The sequence below is a fragment of the Nocardia sp. CA-128927 genome (assembly GCF_050955855.1).
Classification (GTDB): Bacteria; Actinomycetota; Actinomycetes; order Mycobacteriales; family Mycobacteriaceae; genus Nocardia.
Genome location: NZ_CP192087.1, coordinates 1,640,325 through 1,656,058, shown reverse-complemented (window position 1 = coordinate 1,656,058; position 15,734 = coordinate 1,640,325). Strand labels below are relative to the sequence as shown.

Sequence of the window (15,734 nt, the reverse complement as noted above, 5' to 3'; positions counted from 1 at the left end):
CGGTATCAGATATGGTGTTCGCATGAGAGAGCGAAGCGAACGAATCGTGTGCCAGCGCGCTGTGCGCATGCCGGAGCCGAGCGTCAGCGAGGCGGAGGCATGAGCACAGAGACACTGGGCCTCCGGGACCGGAAAAAGCAGCAGACCAGGGAGAACATCTCTCATCAGGCGACCATGCTGTTCCTCGAGCACGGCTTCGACAAGGTGACGATCGCCGACGTGGCGGTCGCCGCGCAGGTCGCCAAGATGACGGTGACCAACTACTTCCCGCGCAAGGAGGACCTGGCGCTCGACCTGCACGACGTGTTCGTCGACCAGCTCGCGCGCATCGTCCGCGAGCGCGAACCGGGCGAGTCGGCCTTGACGGCGCTGCGGGCCGCGTACCTGACGGCGGCGACCGAACAGGATCCGGTGGTCGGCTTCTCCGGCCCGGAGTTCGCCAAGATGATCAGCGACAGTCCCGCCCTGGTCGCGCGGCTGCGCGAATTCCACGACGAGCGTGAGCAGGTCCTTGCCGAGACATTGGCCGCCGAAACCGGTGCGGCCGCAACGGATATCACGCCGCGGGTGGCGGCGGCTCAGCTAGGAGGGGTGCATCGGGTGCTGTTCGACGAGACCATGCGCCGCACCCTGGACGGTCAGCCGAACGACGAAATCGCCACGGCCATCATCGAATACATCGGCACGGCGTTCGACGCGCTCGCTCCGTCACTCGACGGCTACGCCTTGCGCTGATCGGGCACTTCCACCAGCGACAGCGCGATAGGTACCAGCAGTTCCACCAACTCGCCGACCGAAGGGCGCGGATCGGCCAGCACCCACTCGTGCGCGAGTCCGTTGATCGCGCCGATGAGAGCGCTTGCGCCCCAGGCACTTCCGCCGCGAATCCGGGCGCCGGGGGCGACCGTCGGCACCAGGCTGGTGTCCAGCATCGCGGCCCACGCGTGCCGCCGTTCGCGGCGATGCCGCTCCATCCGGTCGCTGACGCCGACCACCTCGATGAAGGCGACCTTGGCGCGATACGGGTCGGAGCCGATCGAGCCGAGATAGGCCGAGACCATCGCGGTCATCGCCGCGGTCATGTCGAACCGCGGATCGAGGTCGGCCAGCGCCGTGACCAGCACGGCCGCCGCATCGTCCTGAATCCGGTCATAGGCGGCGACCAGCACGTCTTCCCTGGTCTGGAACTCCTCGTAGAACTGCCGCTTGGACAGCGACGCGGCGGCGCAGACGTCGGCCAGCGAGCAGTTCGCGTAGCCACGTTCGGCGAAGATCCGGGTCGCCGCGTCCAGGAAGCGCTGGCGGCGTTCGGCCTTGCGTTCCGTGACGGCGCGTCCGCCGTACTGCCTGCCAACGATGGTCACGCCTCCACCGTATCGGAGATGCCGGCACAACCTTCGTGACCAGGCGCGTCTCCGCCAACTGCGGACGTGCGCCACCCGCGGTGCGGGCCAGGTCTCGCCGGACGGTATTTGTGATCCGCGTCATGTCGTTGCATACTCGAACACAGTCTGAAACCAACTGGGCTCACATATGCGCCCGGTCAACAAAGAGGTTGGTCTGTGGTTACACCGCGCAAGCACGCATCGAAGCTGCTCGTCGCCCTCGCCGTGCTGGCGTCCGGGCTGCCCTTCGCCCTCGCCGGGCAAGCCGTCGCGGATCCGGGCACTCCCCCGGTCCAGCCAGCGCTGCAGTTCCCGATTCCGCCCATGCCCCCCGGCTTCGATCCGGCGTTCTACCGCCCGGCGCCGGAGACCTACGCGAATCTCGAACCGGGCCAGCTCATTGCGGCACGGCAGGTGAATGTGGCGAATCTGTCGCTGATTCCGGTCGGACCGGTCAACGATCTCGTCGCCTACTACGCGCAGGATCCGAACGCCCGCGTCGAGTACGTCCGCGATCACTTCAGCGAGCATCTGACACTCGACCCGATCGGAGCGCCCCGAGCTTTGCTGTGGCTCAAGGATCGTTTCGCTGGCAAACCTGTCGCATCCGGCGTCTCGACCACCGATGTCGGCTCGATGATGCTCGACCAGGCCACCTGGCAGGTGTGGGGCGAAACAGCCGGCACAACCCTCGCGGCCGCGTTCCAGCAACCCATCGGCAGTGGCCGCTGAATGAACTCCGCGTGCGCACGATGTGATCTGTAGCGAGCCCCTGGCAGTCCGCCGGGCGCACTGCTGTTATCTCTAACGACTGTGCTCTCTCGCGGCTGTGCTCCCGACCTACGCCGAGTGACAGGAATCACCTCCGTCTGAGACACTCGTCATCAGATGACGGGGAAACCCTTCCCCAGGAACTTACTCCAGAGTAAGGTTGATTCATGGCGTGGAAACCTTCTGAAATCCCGGATCAGACCGGACGCACCTTCGTGATCACCGGCGCGAACGGTGGGTTGGGCGCCGTGACCACCGAGGTCCTCGCGGCCCATGGCGCGACCGTCATCATGGCCTGCCGCAACGCGGAGAAGGCCAAGGCGGTCGCCGACGGCATCACCGGCGACGTCCGCGTCGCCGAGCTGGACCTGTCCGACCTGGCCTCAGTCCGCAAGTTCGCCGACGCGCAGGGCGACTTCGACGTGCTGATCAACAACGCCGGACTGATGAACGTCCCGTTCTCGCGAACCAAGGACGGCTTCGAGACCCAGTGGGGTGTCGACCATCTGGCCCACTACGCGCTGACCGGCCTGCTGCTGGACCGCATCCAGGACCGGGTGGTGACGCTGGCCAGCATCGCGCACAAGCAGACACCGAAGCTGTGGATCGACGATCTCAACTACGAGAACCGTCGCTACCAGCGCAATCTCGCCTACGCGCAGGCCAAGCTGTCGAACCTGATGTTCGCCAGGGAACTCCAGCGCCGTCTGGCCGAATCCGGTTCCAGCAAGCGGTCTTACGCGGTGCACCCGGGTGTCTCGGCCACCGACCTGTTCGCCAGGACCGAGACCCCGGTCGACCGGATCATCAAGCCGTTCGTCGCGCTGATCGGTCATCCGCCGAGGAAGGCCGCGCACTCGTCGCTGTTCGCCGCGACCATGCCCGACGCCGATCCGGAGGTCTACTGGGGTCCGCGCCGGTTCTTCCAGACCCAGGGTCCGGTGGAGTCGTCGCCGTCGAGCCGGCTGTCCAAGAACAAGGAACTCTGGAAGCGGCTCTGGGACGAATCCGAGCGGCTGACCGGCATCACCTACAAGTTCTGAGTCCAGCGACCCGCCTGCGCGCTGCGGGCGGGTCGTTGCCGGAATCGCCGCACCGGCAGCGTCGACCTGCTCCTACGGACCGTGTAGTAGACGGGTACCGTAGTAGCCGTGTCCGCTTCACCCCGCCGCTCGGCACACAATCGTCCGGCCCTCATCGCGCTGGTGATCGTCGCTGCGCTGGGTTGCCTGGCGCTGGCGTGGTGGCAGTGGGAGCGGTTCGAATCGTCGAGCGGCACCGGCCAGAATCTGGGTTACGCGCTGCAATGGCCGTTGTTCGCGGCATTCGCGGTGTTCGCCTATTTCCGGTTCGTCCGGCTGGAACGCGAAGCCGAGGAGACCGAGCATCCCGGCGATGAGCCGATGCGTGCTCCGAAAGCTGTTGCGCCGCGCGAGATTCCGGCGGGTCTGCTGCCGGAGCGGCCGAAGGCGGTGCGCGACGAGGATCCGGTGCTCGCCGAATACAACAAGTATCTGGCCGCGTTGCACGCCCAAGACATCGATGATCAGGTCCGCGAGGCGGGCCTGCATGCCCGCGACACCGAGAGGAGCGCCGGTTGACCGCCAGCGAGAATTCCACCGAGAGCACTGCGGCACCGGCCACCGAGAGCACCCTGGCGCCCGCGAAGACCGGTGGCGTGCCGACCGCCAAGATCAAGTCCGCGCTGCTGCGTTACCGCACGCTGGCCTGGATCACCGGTCTCTGGCTGCTGCTGCTCACCGGCGAGATGATCGCCAAGTACGGCTTCGACGTGCACACCCCGAGCTGGATCGCCGTCGTGCACGGCTGGGTGTACTTCGTCTACCTGCTGGTCACCGCCGACCTCGCGGTGAAGGTGCGCTGGCCGGTCCTGCGCACCGTCGGCACCTTGCTCGCGGGCACCATCCCGCTGCTGTCGTTCGTCGTCGAGCATGTCAACGCGAAGAAGGTCAAGCAGGACTTCGGCGTCTAACTCGCCGTAAACCCGCCAACGCCTTGGCTTCCCGCACAGGAAGCAGCGCTGCGCACACCCTTTGTCTACGCCGCACACCCCGTATAGAGGTTGTGCGGCGCAGGCAAAGGGTGTGCGGCTCAGCGGATCACGGCTTCGGCGCGCGAGTTACCCGGCTCCGCGAGTCAGGCTTCGGCGAGCTCGGACAGCGCAGGGAGGAGCTGGGTGAGGGCCCGGCCGCGGTGTGAGACCGCGTCCTTCTCTGCGGGAGTCAGCTGTGCGGCGGAGGTGTCGCCACCTTCCGGGATGAACAGCGGGTCGTAGCCGAAACCGCCGTCGCCCAGCGGTTTCCGGCCGACCGTGCCCGGCCATTCGCCCCGCACCACGATTTCCGCGCCATCGGGTACGACCAGGGCGCAGGTGGAGACGAACCGTGCCCCGCGCCGCTCGTCCGGCACGTCGCCGAGTTGGGCCAGCAACAGCGCGTTGTTGGCCGCGTCGTCGCCGTGCCGCCCCGACCAGCGCGCGGAGAGCACGCCGGGCATGCCGTTGAGCGCGTCCACCTCGATGCCGGAATCATCTGCGACACAAGCCAATCCGGTGGCGACGGCACCGTCGCGGGCCTTGGCGAGCGCGTTCTCCTCGAACGTCGCGCCGGTCTCCGGCGCCTCGTCGTAGGTGGGCACGTCGTCCAGCCCGACGATCTCGATGCCCGCGATACCCGCCTCGGCGAGGATGCGCCGCAACTCGTTCAGCTTCTTGGCATTGCGGCTGGCCACCAGCACCCGACGCGTCATGGCTACTTCTTCTTCGGCTCGGACGGCTCCGGCAGCACGCCGGGATACGGCAGCGCGAGGGCTTCCTTCTGGATGCCGAAGATCTGCTCGCAGCCGACCAGCGCGGAGTCGAGCATCTTGTCCAGGGTGGAGCGCGGGAAGGTGGCGCCCTCGCCGGTGCCCTGGATCTCGACCAGGGTGCCGGTGTCGGTGGCGACCACGTTCATGTCGACCTCGGCGCGCGAATCCTCTTCGTAGGGCAGGTCCAGGCGCACCCGGCCGTCGACGACGCCGACGCTCACCGCGGCGATCGCGCAGGAGATCGGCTGCGGGTCTGCCAGCACGCCCTTGGCGGCCAGGTAGGTGACCGCGTCGGCCAGCGCGACGTAAGCGCCGGTGATGGCGGCGGTCCTGGTGCCGCCGTCGGCCTGCAGCACGTCGCAGTCGATCGCGATGGTGTTCTCGCCGATAGCGGCCAGGTCGATGCAGGCACGGAGCGATCGGCCGATCAGGCGGCTGATCTCCTGGGTGCGGCCGCCGACCTTGCCCTTCACCGACTCACGTCCGCTGCGGGTGTGCGTCGCGGCGGGCAGCATCGCGTATTCGGCGGTGACCCAACCGAGTCCGGAGTCGCGACGCCACGGCGGCACGCCCTCGGTCACGCTCGCGGTACACATCACCCGCGTCTGCCCGAATTCGACCAGCACCGAACCGGCTGGATGCGTGGTGAATCCACGGGTGATCTTTACCTCGCGGAGTTCGTCGTCCGCCCTGCCATCGGCTCGTCTAGACACGGGCCACAGCCTAGGGGATGGCCGTCGGCGCAGCCGACCCGGTCAGAGATCGAAGGTCTCGCCCGGCGCGACCGCGTGCACGGGTCCGGAGAACTGTGCCTTGGCCTCGGCGATGACGTCTTCACTTGAGGTCCATGGCGGAATGTGGGTGAGCAGCAGTTCCTTGACGCCCGCCTGCGCGGCGATCTGACCCGCCTCGGTGCCCGAAAGGTGAATGCCGGGCGGGCGATTCGCCGGATCGTGGGTCCAGGACGCCTCGGCCATCAGGATGTCGGCGCCCTCGGCGAGTTCATGCACCGAGTCGCACATCGCGGTGTCGCCGGTGTAGACGAAGGTTCGCCCGGCGGCCGTGACGATCCGCAGACCGTAGGACTCGGGCGGGTGGAACATCCGGCGCGCCGACACGGTGTGGCCGGGTCCGAATTCGACCTCTTCGCCGACTTTCCAGGTCCGGTGGTCGATGACATCGGACCAGTCGTCGCATTCGCCGCCGACCTCGGCCGAGGCGTTGCCGATGCGCAGCGCGCTGTCCGACGGACCGCGCACGATGGCCCGGCCGACCGGCGGTGTGGGGTGGTAGCGCCGCCAGACCAGCAGGCCGGGCAGGTCGAGGCAGTGGTCGGCGTGCAGGTGGGTGAGGAAGATATCGACCTCACCGGGGTCGGCGTAGCGCTGCAGCGCGCCGAGCACGCCAGGCCCGAAATCGATCACCACGGGCGTCATATCCGGCCCGGTCAGCAGATAGCCCGACGCTGGGGAGTCCGGGCCGGACACGCTGCCCGAGCACCCGAGGACGGTTAGGCGCATTCCCTTATGCTGCCACGACGAAATCTCGGTCAAGAAACTATCCCCCACATTCCTCGACGAGTCGCAGAATCACCGTGGCGACGCAATGACTCCAGCCTGATCCCCGCGACGATTTCGGCGTGCATCACCAGAGAGTACCCAGCCAGCGAGCAGTCCACCCATCGCCCCGAAAAGATGGCCCTGCCAAGAGATTCCAGCTTGGCCGGGTAATACGCCCCACAGCAGCGAGCCGTAAACGGCCAAAACGACGAGCCCGAGCACGATCTGTCCGACGTTGCGGGCGAACCAGCCGCGCGAGATCAGGAACGTCAACCAGCCGAAAACCAGCACCGACGCGCCGAGGTGCACGCTGCCGGACGCGCCGGTCAGCCAGGTGCCCACACCGGCGACGATCCAGATGATCGCCGTCGCCGCCAGTCCGCGGCCGATGCCCGCGGCCAGCGCGAGAAAGCCCAGCACCAGCACAGGCAGGGTGTTGCCGATCAGGTGCGGCCAGCCGTAGTGCAGGACCGGGGCGAACAGGATGCCGGAGAGTCCATCGGCCGCCCTGGGGTGGATGCCCGCGTTGTCGAGCTGGTTGTGGTCGAGGGTATCGACGCCTTCGATGCCGTAGAGCAGCGCGACGAAACCGGCGATGATCACCCCGGCGCGCAGCCACAGTTGCCGGACGGCGGCGAAGTTGGTCGACGTCGCGGGCGCGCTCGCCGGTGTCCGTGGCGTCGCTGTGCCCGGCTTCCCCAACTGCGCACGGATCGCCGCGATCCGATCGGGGTCGAATGACGAACCGATTCCCGAACCGCCGGTCATCGCAGCCTCCTCGTCGAGCAGGAGTACGACGGGTCAGGTACGACCCGTCATCCCGCTATTCCGAGGGTACCGGCGCGGACGCCGACGGGCGCTATGCCCAGAGTTGACCGTCGAGGCGTTCCTCGGCCTCTTCCAGGGTGCCGTCGTACGCGCCGGTCGAGAGGTACTTCCAGCCGCCGTCGGCGACGACGAACGCGATGTCGGCGCGCTTGCCCGTCTTGGCGACCTTGCGCGCGACGCCGAGCGCGGCGTGCAGGATCGCGCCGGTCGAGATGCCCGCGAAGATGCCCTCTTCGGCGACCAGTTCACGGGTGCGCTTGACCGCGTCGTACGGGCCGACCGAGAAACGGGTGGTCAGCACCGATTCGTCGTACAGCTCGGGGATGAAGCCCTCGTCGATGTTGCGCAGCCCGTAGACCAGCTCGCCGTAGCGCGGTTCGGCCGCCACGATCTCGATGCTCGGTACCTTCTCGCGCAGGAAACGCCCGGTGCCCATCAGCGTTCCGGTGGTGCCGAGGCCCGCGACGAAGTGGGTGATCTCCGGCAGATCGGCCAGGATCTCCGGGCCGGTGGTTTCGTAATGCGCCAGCGCGTTGGCGGGATTGCCGTACTGGTACAGCATCACCCAGTCCGGGTTCTCCGCGGCGATCTGCTTGGCCAGCGCCACCGCCTGATTGGAGCCGCCCGCGGCCGGGGAATCGATGATTCGCGCGCCGAACATGGTGAGCAGCTGACGCCGCTCCACCGAGGTGTTCTCCGGCATCACGCAGACCAGCTGATAGCCCTTGAGCTTGGCGGCCATGGCCAGCGAGATGCCGGTGTTGCCGCTGGTGGGTTCCAGGATGGTGCAGCCGGGCGTCAGCAGGCCGTCGGCCTCGGCCTGTTCGATCATCCGCAGCGCCGGTCGGTCCTTGATGGAACCGGTCGGGTTGCGGTCCTCCAGCTTGGCCCACAGCCGCACGTGGTTGTCACCGTCCCACTGCTGGGACAGGGTGCGCAGGCCGACCAGCGGGGTGTTGCCGAGGGTCGCGATCAGCGATTCGTAGCGTGCCACGGGTCGGTCAGCCGCCGGCGACGGCAGGCAGGATGGTCACGCTGGCCTCGGCGGGCACCTCGGCCTCGAGCCCGCCGGAGAAACGCACGTCCTCGTCGTCGACGTAGATGTTGACGTAGCGGTTCAGCTTGCCGTCCTTGAGCAGCCGCTCGGCGAGGCCGGGGTGGTTCGCGTCGAGGTCGGCGATCAGCGCGCTCAGCGTGGCGCCCTGCGCCTGCACGCGCTTCTCCCCTCCGGTGAGGCCACGCATGATGGTCGGGATGGACACGGTTACCGGCATGAGAACTCCTCGGTTTCACGAACAAGCATCGGTTCAGGCGGTTTCGTACGCGTCGACGATCTGCACCGGTTCCTCGGTGACCTCGCCGTCGACGATCCGGTAGCTGCGCAGCTCATGCTGCTCGGGGTCGCGGGTGGAGATCAGCACGTAGTGCGCGAACGGCTCGGACGCGTAGGACACATCGGTGCGGCTCGGGTAGGCCTCGGTGGCAGTGTGCGAGTGGTAGATCACCACCGGCGTCTCGTCGGCGTCGTCCATCGCGCGCCAGACCTTCAGCTGCTCACCGGAATCGAAACGGTAGAAGGTGGGCGAACGTTCGGCATTGACCATGGCCACGAAGCGCTCCGGACGATCGGAATCCTCCGGTCCGGCGATGACGCCGCACGCCTCGTCGGGGTGGTCGGCGCGCGCGTGCGCCACCATTGCCTCCACGAGGTCGGCCCTGATCACCAGCACGAGTCAAACCTTCCCACGGCCTCGGGCCTTCGCCCGCGTATGACGCCGACCTGTCACGGTCGACAACGAGCCAGGATATTCGGCTATTCCCCGAGTGCGTCGCCTGGTCCTGTGTTCTCCGCGCTCAGCGGGGAAATAGGGCGCTGTACGCAGGGACTTCCCCGACCGACACGGCGGACAGGATCGCGTCGACGATCGCGCGTTCCACGCAGAGGGCCGCGGCGGTGCCGAGCAGATCGACCATAAAGATGTCCGGCGGCAACGCGGGCGGCAGCTCGAAGGTCGCGGCCGGCGGCTGCCAGGTACCGGTCGACAGGGCGAAGAACGCGTCACCGTCGAACGGTCCGTGCGCGGGACGGATCGCGCGGGCGAGTCCGTCGTGGGCGGTCATGGCCAGTCGTTGACAGCCGATCGGGTCCAGCGGCGCGTCGGTGGCCACCACACCGATGGTTGTGTTGAGCCGCATGCTTTTCGCGGGCAGCGCGTTCGCGTGCGCCAGCTGTTCGGCGGTCGGCGGCCGCAAACCGAAGTGCTCCGGCCCGTCGGTGCCGACGCCCCACGGCAGCCCGGTGCGCGGGTCGAACACCGAACCCGCCGCGTTGGCCACGACCAGCGCGGAAACCGTGGCTCCGGCCGCGGGCCCGTCGCCGAGCACCACGCTCGCGGTGCCGACGCCGCCCTTGATCGAACCGGCGCGCGCACCCACGCCGCCGCCGACCACACCGCGCTCGAAGTCGAGCGACGCGGCGGCCGCGGCCTGGTAGCCGAACTCGGCGGTGGGCCGAATGTCCCACGCGCCCAACGGAAGGTCGTAGATCACCGCGCCCGGCACGATCGGTACCACCCGGCTCGGGTTGGTCGGGTCCATCGGGATGCCCTCGTGGTGCTCCTCGAGCCAGCGCATCACCCCGTCGGCCGCCGCGAGGCCGTAGGCGCTGCCGCCGGTGAGCACGATCGCGTTGGCCTGACGCATGGTGCGGGCCAGATCGAGCACATCGGTTTCCCGGGTGCCCGGCCCGCCGCCGCGCACGTCGACCGCGGCGGTCGCACCGCCCGGCGCGTAGATGACGGTGGTCCCGGTCGCCGCGCCGGAGCCGAGCGTCGCGTCCGGGTCGAGTGCGGTGTGATGCCCGACCAGCAGGCCGGATACATCGGTGAGCGAATTACGTTGCCCGGCATGCACCTTCATTGCGCTCCTGACTCTCGGTCGCGACGACAATCCGATCTACCCGTTGTACAGGTGCGGTCCGACAAGCGTGGCGTTCAGGGGGCCAGGGCTTGCAGCAACGAGTCCTGCATCCAGGTGAGCCAGTGGTACACGTCCAGGTGTGGCGCGCGCGGGTCGTCCGGGCCGAGATGGTCCGGCGTGTCGGCGTCGATGCCCAGCACCGTGCCGAGGGCTAGTCGCACGTCGGTGAGCGCGGTCAGCCAGGCGTCGGCCTGTTCCGGCGTGAGCACGATCTTGCCGCCGGAGGTGGGCACGGTATTCAGGATGACGCTGCCCGCGGCCAGTTTGGCGTCGATGATCTCCGGCTCGTGCAGCCCGCGCAGCGCGCTGTTCAGATCGGCGCGGTCGGCGTCGGGGGAACCGGGTTCGCTGCGGTGGAAGTCCGGCAGCAGTCGGCGCAGCCGCGGATCGTCGGGCACGTCGGTGTTGCCGGTGCGCAGCCCGGTCAGCGCGGCGAGGTCGTCCTCGGGCGCGGACTCGGCTCTCTCGGTGAGCAACCCGGAGACGGCACCGACCAGCGAGCGCAGCACGTTGGCCTCACGTGCGTCCATCTCGGATCGCAGTTTGAGGCCGCTCAGCGAGTTCTTCCTGCTCCACTTCCGCACGGCGTCAGGGTAGTCGTCCTGGTCAGTCGTCCCGCTGCATGGTCGCCCAGAGTCCCGCGGCGTGCAGCCGCTGGACGTCATGTTCCATCTTGTCGCGCGAACCCGACGAGACGACCGCCTTGCCCTCGTTGTGCACGCAAAGCATCAGCTCGGTCGCCTTCGCTTTGCTGTAGCCGAACAGCTTCTGGAAGATGTATGCGACGTAGTGCATGAGGTTGACCGGGTCGTCCCAGACCACAGTGACCCACGGGCGATCTTCTGCCTCCAGGATCTCGGTGTATTCGACCGCCTCGGGGGTCGCCTGTGCCGCTGACAGTGTCGCGTCCACGGCGTCCACCACGACGCCACCTCGGACTGTGTTGCACAAGGCCATAACGTCAAGGGTACGACTCGACTCCGAATGAGCAACACCCCGCTGACCGTGGATTCGAGCATTTCACGGCTCGCTGAAGTGCCACCCACCTATCATGCGGCCTCGCGCATTCGCGGGATCACAAGCGCTCAAAGCCGACCGTCCTGTCTACAGTTGGCAGCGTGGACATCCGCGACGGCGTCACCAGCACCGCACTGCTGACGGACCAGTACGAACTGACCATGCTGGCCGCGGCGCTGGCCGACGACTCCGCCCATCGCCGCTGCACCTTCGAGGTGTTCGCCCGCCGCCTGCCGCACGGACGCCGCTACGGCGTGGTCGCGGGCACCGGCAGGCTGCTCGACGCGCTGGAGCGCTTCCAGTTCGGCGAAGCGGAGCTGGAGGTGATCGCGCACTTCCTGCCCGCCAAGACGGTGGACTGGCTGCGCGACTACCGGTTCACCGGCGACATCGACGGCTACGCCGAGGGCGAGCTGTACTTCCCCGGCTCCCCCATCCTTTCGGTGCGCGGCAGCTTCGCCGAATGCGTCGTGCTGGAGACGCTGGCCCTGTCGATCCTCAACCACGACAGCGCGATCGCCTCGGCCGCCGCGCGGATGGTGAGCGCTTCGGGCGGTCGCCGGATGATCGAGATGGGGTCGCGACGCACCCACGAACTCGCCGCGCCGGACAGCTCGCGCGCCGCCTACCTCGCAGGCTTCGACGCCACCTCGAATTTGGAGGCGGTGCGCCGCTACGGCGTGCCCGGCGCGGGCACCAGCGCGCACGCGTTCACCCTGCTGCATGCGGGGTCGGCAGGCGGCGGAGCCGACGGGGTGGGTAAACACAGCGGCTCCGACGGTGAGCACGAGGCGGCGGCGTTCCGCAGCCAAGTCGCGGCGCTCGGCATCGGCACAACCCTGCTGGTGGACACCTACGACATCACCCGAGGCGTGGCGACCGCGATCGAGGTGGCCGGGCCGGAACTAGGTGGAGTGCGCATCGATTCCGGCGATCTCGGCGTGCTGGCCAGGCAGGTGCGCGATCAGCTGGACGGGCTCGGCGCGACCAAGACCCGCATCGTGGTATCCGGTGATCTCGACGAGTACGCGATCGCCGCGTTGCGCGCGGAACCGGTCGATGTGTACGGCGTCGGCACGTCCCTGGTGACCGGGTCCGGCGCGCCGACCGCGGGCATGGTCTACAAGCTGGTCGACGTCGACGGGGTGCCGGTCGCCAAGCGCAGCAGTCACAAGGAATCGCGCGGCGGCACCAAGAAGGCGATCCGGCTGTCCCGATCTACCGGCACGATCGTCGAGGAGATCGTCTACCCGGCGACCGGGCCGACACCCGAGGTGAACGGGTTCGAGGCGCGCGAACTGCTCGTCCCGCTGGTGCGCGGCGGCAAGCTCGTCGACGACCTGCCGACGCTGCCGGACAGCCGGGACCACGTGGCGCACGGGCTGATCAGCCTGCCGTGGGAGGGTCTGAAGCTGTCCGCCGGTGAGCCCGCCGTGCCGACCACCTTCGTGAGTTGAGTTCAGCGCCTGGCGAATCGGCGGAACAGCAATAAGGGATTCCGTCAGGCCGCCCGCATCGGCTGCCGCACAAAGCGGCACAATGCGCTACGAGTACTCCGTTCACACCGCGGGAGGTCCCATGACCCGAGCCCTGATCATCGTCGATGTCCAGAACGACTTCTGCGAGGGCGGGTCGCTCGCCGTCACGGGCGGCGCCGCGGTCGCTTCCCGGATCAGCGAGCACCTCGCGGCCGCGGACTACACGGCGATCGTCGCAACCCGTGACTATCACATCGATCCCGGCGAGCACTTCTCCACGCATCCCGATTACGTCGACTCCTGGCCGCCGCACTGCCGGGTCGGGACACCGGGCGCGGACTTCCACCCGAACCTGGACCTCGCGCCCGTGCAGGAGATCTTCTCCAAGGGCGCGTATTCCGCCGCCTACTCCGGTTTCGAGGGCACCGCCGAGGACGGCACCGCGCTGGCCGACTGGCTGCACAACCACGGCATCGAGGCGGTCGACGTCGTCGGCATCGCCACCGACCACTGCGTCCGCGCCACCGCGCTGGACGCCAGGATCGAGGGCTTCGACACCCGCGTGCTGCTCGACCTGACCGCCGGGGTCGCCCGCGACACCACCGACGCCGCGCTGGACCGGATGCGCGCCGCGGGCGTCGACCTCGAAGGAAGCGTTTCCGGGTAGGCCGATCATCGCGACGGCCGCAGCCGGTGTCGGTGCCGGGCAGTAGGCTGCTCGCGTGCCCGAACTCCCCGCCGTCCCCGACCTTTTGGCCACTGCCGTGCAGGCGCTCGGCGGGAAAGAACGCGTCGGGCAGGTGACGATGGCGACCGCGGTGGACCACGCGATCGACACCAAGGAGCACCTAGCCGTGCAGGCGGGCACCGGCACCGGCAAGTCGCTCGCGTATCTGGTGCCGAGCCTGCGGCACGCGGTGCGCACCGGGCGCACGGTGGTGGTGTCGACCGCGACCATCGCGCTGCAGCGTCAGCTGGTCGATCGCGACCTGCCGCGCCTGTCCGAGGCGCTGAGCAAGCCGCTCGGGCGGGCGGCGAAGTTCGCGATCCTCAAGGGCCGCAACAACTATCTGTGCCTGAACAAGATCAACAGCGTGATCCCGGAGGAGCCCGAGGCCGAGCTGTTCGACGCGTTCGCCATCTCCCGGCTCGGCCGCGAGGTGCAGCGGCTCAACGAGTGGGTCTCCGACACCGAGACCGGCGACCGGGACGAGATCGTGCCCGGCGTGACCGACCGCGCCTGGAAACAGGTCAGCGTGTCCTCGCGGGAATGCCTCGGCAAGTCGCGCTGCCCGTTCGGTCAGGACTGCTTCGCCGAAAAGGCCCGGGCCGAATCCGCACAGGCCGATGTGGTGGTGACCAACCACGCGCTGCTGGCGATCGACGCGATCAGCGGCATCCAGGTGTTGCCCGAACACGACGTGGTGGTGATCGACGAGGCGCACGAGCTGGTCGACCGGGTCACCGGCGTGGCCACCGCCGACCTCGCCTCGTCGGCGATCAGCGCGGCCGCACGCCGGTGCACCAAGCTCATCGACGAAAAAGAGGTGGACCGCCTCGAAACCGCCGCCGAGGCCTGGCACGACGTGCTGGACGAGCTGCCCACCGCCCGCTGGGAACGACTGCCCGACGGCGTCGCCCCGGTGCTCGCGCTGATCCGCGACGCCGCGTGGAACGCCCGCACCGCACTCGCGCCGCAGGGCGGCACCACCCAGCAGGGTGACGTCGAGACCGCCGCCGCGCGCACCCAGGCGCTGGCCGCGATCGACGAGATCCACGACAGCGCGGTGCGCGCGCTCACCGCGTTCGACGAACCGGACCCCTCGAAACGGCACGACGTCATCTGGCTGTCCGCCGAGGAGATGCGCGGCGTCGCCCGGCGCTCGCTGCGGATGGCGCCGCTGTCGGTGGGTGGGCTGTTGCGCAGCAGGCTGTTCGGCACCGCGACCGTGGTGCTCACCTCGGCGACGCTGCAGATCGGCGGCTCGTTCGACGGGCTCGCGATCACCTGGGGGCTGCCCGCGCAATCGTCGAACCAGGCCGATCCCGGCTTGGAGCGCTTGCGAGCCGCGGATGCGCGAGGCCGCATGGCCAACGGCGCCGAGGCACCCGCCGACGGCGACAAGGTGCGCTGGAGTTCGCTCGATGTCGGCTCGCCGTTCGACCATGCCAAGTCGGGCATCCTCTACGTCGCCAAGCACCTGCCCGCGCCGGGCCGCGACGGCCTCGCACCCGCCTACCTGGACGAGATCGAGCGGCTCATCAAGGCCGCGGGCGGTCGCACACTCGGGCTGTTCTCCTCGATGCGCGCGGCCAAGGCGGCGACCGAGGCGTTGCGCGAGCGACTGGACACGCCTGTGCTGTGCCAGGGCGACGATTCGACCGGCGCGCTGGTCCGCAAGTTCGCCGACGATCCGGAGACCTCACTGTTCGGCACGCTGTCGCTCTGGCAGGGCGTCGACGTGCCCGGCCCGTCGCTGAGCCTGGTGATCCTGGATCGAATTCCCTTCCCCCGCCCCGACGATCCGCTGCTCACCGCCCGGCAGCGCGCGGTCGAATCGCGCGGCGGCAACGGGTTCATGGCCATCGCGGCCAACCACGCGGCGCTGCTGCTCGCCCAGGGCACCGGCCGGTTGCTGCGCAGCGTCGACGACCGCGGCGTGGTCGCCATCCTCGACTCCCGGCTGGCCACCGCCCGCTACGGCGGATACCTGCGCGCATCGCTGCCGCCGTACTGGGAGACCTCCAACCCGGAGGTCGTACTGAAAGCGCTCAAGCGACTCACCGAAAACACGGTGTGAAACAGCGCACATTAGCGCGCGCATGCTTCCGAACAGAAGTAAATTAAGGGTGGTACTTCGGTGAACCCCAATTCCCACACCGAAAGT

Annotated in this window: 19 protein-coding genes; 8 read left to right on the top strand and 11 right to left on the bottom strand. The window is 68.5% G+C overall.

All coding sequences use genetic code 11. The annotated features are described in order from the left end of the window. Window positions 1-99 precede the first annotated feature (99 nt). On the top strand, window positions 100-735 hold the full coding sequence (locus ACQPW1_RS07735; protein ID WP_433662036.1) for a TetR family transcriptional regulator: 636 nt from the start codon (window positions 100-102) through the stop codon (window positions 733-735). On the opposite strand, the gene ACQPW1_RS07730 is transcribed toward ACQPW1_RS07735, so the two are convergent. Beyond that, a complete protein-coding gene (locus tag ACQPW1_RS07730) occupies window positions 720-1,364 on the bottom strand; it encodes a TetR/AcrR family transcriptional regulator (protein WP_433662035.1) in 645 nt (214 codons plus the stop codon). The genes ACQPW1_RS07735 and ACQPW1_RS07730 overlap by 16 nt on opposite strands. Window positions 1,365-1,562: 198 nt before the next feature. Between ACQPW1_RS07730 and ACQPW1_RS07725 the strand changes: the two genes are divergently transcribed. The 4 genes from ACQPW1_RS07725 to ACQPW1_RS07710 all read left to right on the top strand — a co-directional run bounded on the left by ACQPW1_RS07725 (window position 1,563) and on the right by ACQPW1_RS07710 (window position 4,149). Further along, on the top strand, window positions 1,563-2,117 hold the full coding sequence (locus tag ACQPW1_RS07725; protein ID WP_433662034.1) for a lipase family protein: 555 nt from the start codon (window positions 1,563-1,565) through the stop codon (window positions 2,115-2,117). 206 nt (window positions 2,118-2,323) lie between these two features. Next, window positions 2,324-3,199, top strand: a complete 876-nt coding sequence (locus ACQPW1_RS07720; protein ID WP_433662033.1) for an oxidoreductase — start codon at window positions 2,324-2,326, stop codon at window positions 3,197-3,199. A 108-nt stretch (window positions 3,200-3,307) separates the two neighbouring features. Then, a complete protein-coding gene (locus ACQPW1_RS07715) occupies window positions 3,308-3,757 on the top strand; it encodes a transcriptional regulator (protein ID WP_433662032.1) in 450 nt (149 codons plus the stop codon). Window positions 3,758-3,810: 53 nt separating this feature from the next. Then, window positions 3,811-4,149 carry a DUF3817 domain-containing protein gene (locus ACQPW1_RS07710; RefSeq protein WP_433665180.1) on the top strand — a complete coding sequence of 113 codons (339 nt, stop codon included), beginning with the start codon at window positions 3,811-3,813 and terminating at the stop codon, window positions 4,147-4,149. A 164-nt stretch (window positions 4,150-4,313) separates the two neighbouring features. On the opposite strand, the gene rdgB is transcribed toward ACQPW1_RS07710, so the two are convergent. From rdgB to clpS, 10 genes are all read right to left on the bottom strand, one after another. After that, window positions 4,314-4,925, bottom strand: a complete 612-nt coding sequence (gene rdgB / locus ACQPW1_RS07705; RefSeq protein WP_433662031.1) for an RdgB/HAM1 family non-canonical purine NTP pyrophosphatase — start codon at window positions 4,923-4,925, stop codon at window positions 4,314-4,316. A gap of 2 nt (window positions 4,926-4,927) precedes the next feature. Next, window positions 4,928-5,698 (bottom strand): ribonuclease PH, encoded by a 771-nt coding sequence (gene rph / locus ACQPW1_RS07700; protein WP_433662030.1) that lies wholly within the window; start codon window positions 5,696-5,698, stop codon window positions 4,928-4,930. Between the two features lie 42 nt (window positions 5,699-5,740). After that, on the bottom strand, window positions 5,741-6,505 hold the full coding sequence (locus ACQPW1_RS07695; RefSeq protein ID WP_433662029.1) for a cyclic nucleotide-degrading phosphodiesterase: 765 nt from the start codon (window positions 6,503-6,505) through the stop codon (window positions 5,741-5,743). A 69-nt stretch (window positions 6,506-6,574) separates the two neighbouring features. Continuing rightward, complete coding sequence (locus ACQPW1_RS07690) at window positions 6,575-7,312, bottom strand: rhomboid family protein (protein ID WP_433662028.1); 738 nt, start codon at window positions 7,310-7,312, stop codon at window positions 6,575-6,577. 91 nt (window positions 7,313-7,403) lie between these two features. After that, window positions 7,404-8,366: a PLP-dependent cysteine synthase family protein gene (locus ACQPW1_RS07685; protein ID WP_433662027.1), complete on the bottom strand. Its 963-nt coding sequence runs from the start codon at window positions 8,364-8,366 to the stop codon at window positions 7,404-7,406. 7 nt (window positions 8,367-8,373) lie between these two features. Next, window positions 8,374-8,646: a MoaD/ThiS family protein gene (locus ACQPW1_RS07680; RefSeq protein WP_433662026.1), complete on the bottom strand. Its 273-nt coding sequence runs from the start codon at window positions 8,644-8,646 to the stop codon at window positions 8,374-8,376. 33 nt (window positions 8,647-8,679) lie between these two features. Continuing rightward, entirely contained in the window at window positions 8,680-9,102 is a 423-nt protein-coding gene (locus ACQPW1_RS07675; RefSeq protein WP_379289580.1) for a Mov34/MPN/PAD-1 family protein, read from the bottom strand. A 124-nt stretch (window positions 9,103-9,226) separates the two neighbouring features. Continuing rightward, window positions 9,227-10,291 (bottom strand): P1 family peptidase, encoded by a 1,065-nt coding sequence (locus tag ACQPW1_RS07670; RefSeq protein ID WP_433662025.1) that lies wholly within the window; start codon window positions 10,289-10,291, stop codon window positions 9,227-9,229. Between the two features lie 74 nt (window positions 10,292-10,365). Then, a complete protein-coding gene (locus ACQPW1_RS07665; protein ID WP_433662024.1) occupies window positions 10,366-10,935 on the bottom strand; it encodes a DUF2017 domain-containing protein in 570 nt (189 codons plus the stop codon). A 22-nt stretch (window positions 10,936-10,957) separates the two neighbouring features. Continuing rightward, window positions 10,958-11,308 (bottom strand): ATP-dependent Clp protease adapter ClpS, encoded by a 351-nt coding sequence (clpS, locus tag ACQPW1_RS07660; protein ID WP_357390609.1) that lies wholly within the window; start codon window positions 11,306-11,308, stop codon window positions 10,958-10,960. Window positions 11,309-11,469: 161 nt separating this feature from the next. On the opposite strand from clpS, the gene ACQPW1_RS07655 reads away from it, so the two are divergent. The 3 genes from ACQPW1_RS07655 to ACQPW1_RS07645 all read left to right on the top strand — a co-directional run bounded on the left by ACQPW1_RS07655 (window position 11,470) and on the right by ACQPW1_RS07645 (window position 15,647). After that, window positions 11,470-12,825 (top strand): nicotinate phosphoribosyltransferase, encoded by a 1,356-nt coding sequence (locus ACQPW1_RS07655; RefSeq protein WP_433662023.1) that lies wholly within the window; start codon window positions 11,470-11,472, stop codon window positions 12,823-12,825. Window positions 12,826-12,946: 121 nt separating this feature from the next. Then, a complete protein-coding gene (locus ACQPW1_RS07650) occupies window positions 12,947-13,513 on the top strand; it encodes a nicotinamidase (protein WP_433662022.1) in 567 nt (188 codons plus the stop codon). Window positions 13,514-13,568: 55 nt separating this feature from the next. After that, window positions 13,569-15,647 (top strand): ATP-dependent DNA helicase, encoded by a 2,079-nt coding sequence (locus tag ACQPW1_RS07645; RefSeq protein WP_433662021.1) that lies wholly within the window; start codon window positions 13,569-13,571, stop codon window positions 15,645-15,647. Window positions 15,648-15,734 lie beyond the last annotated feature (87 nt).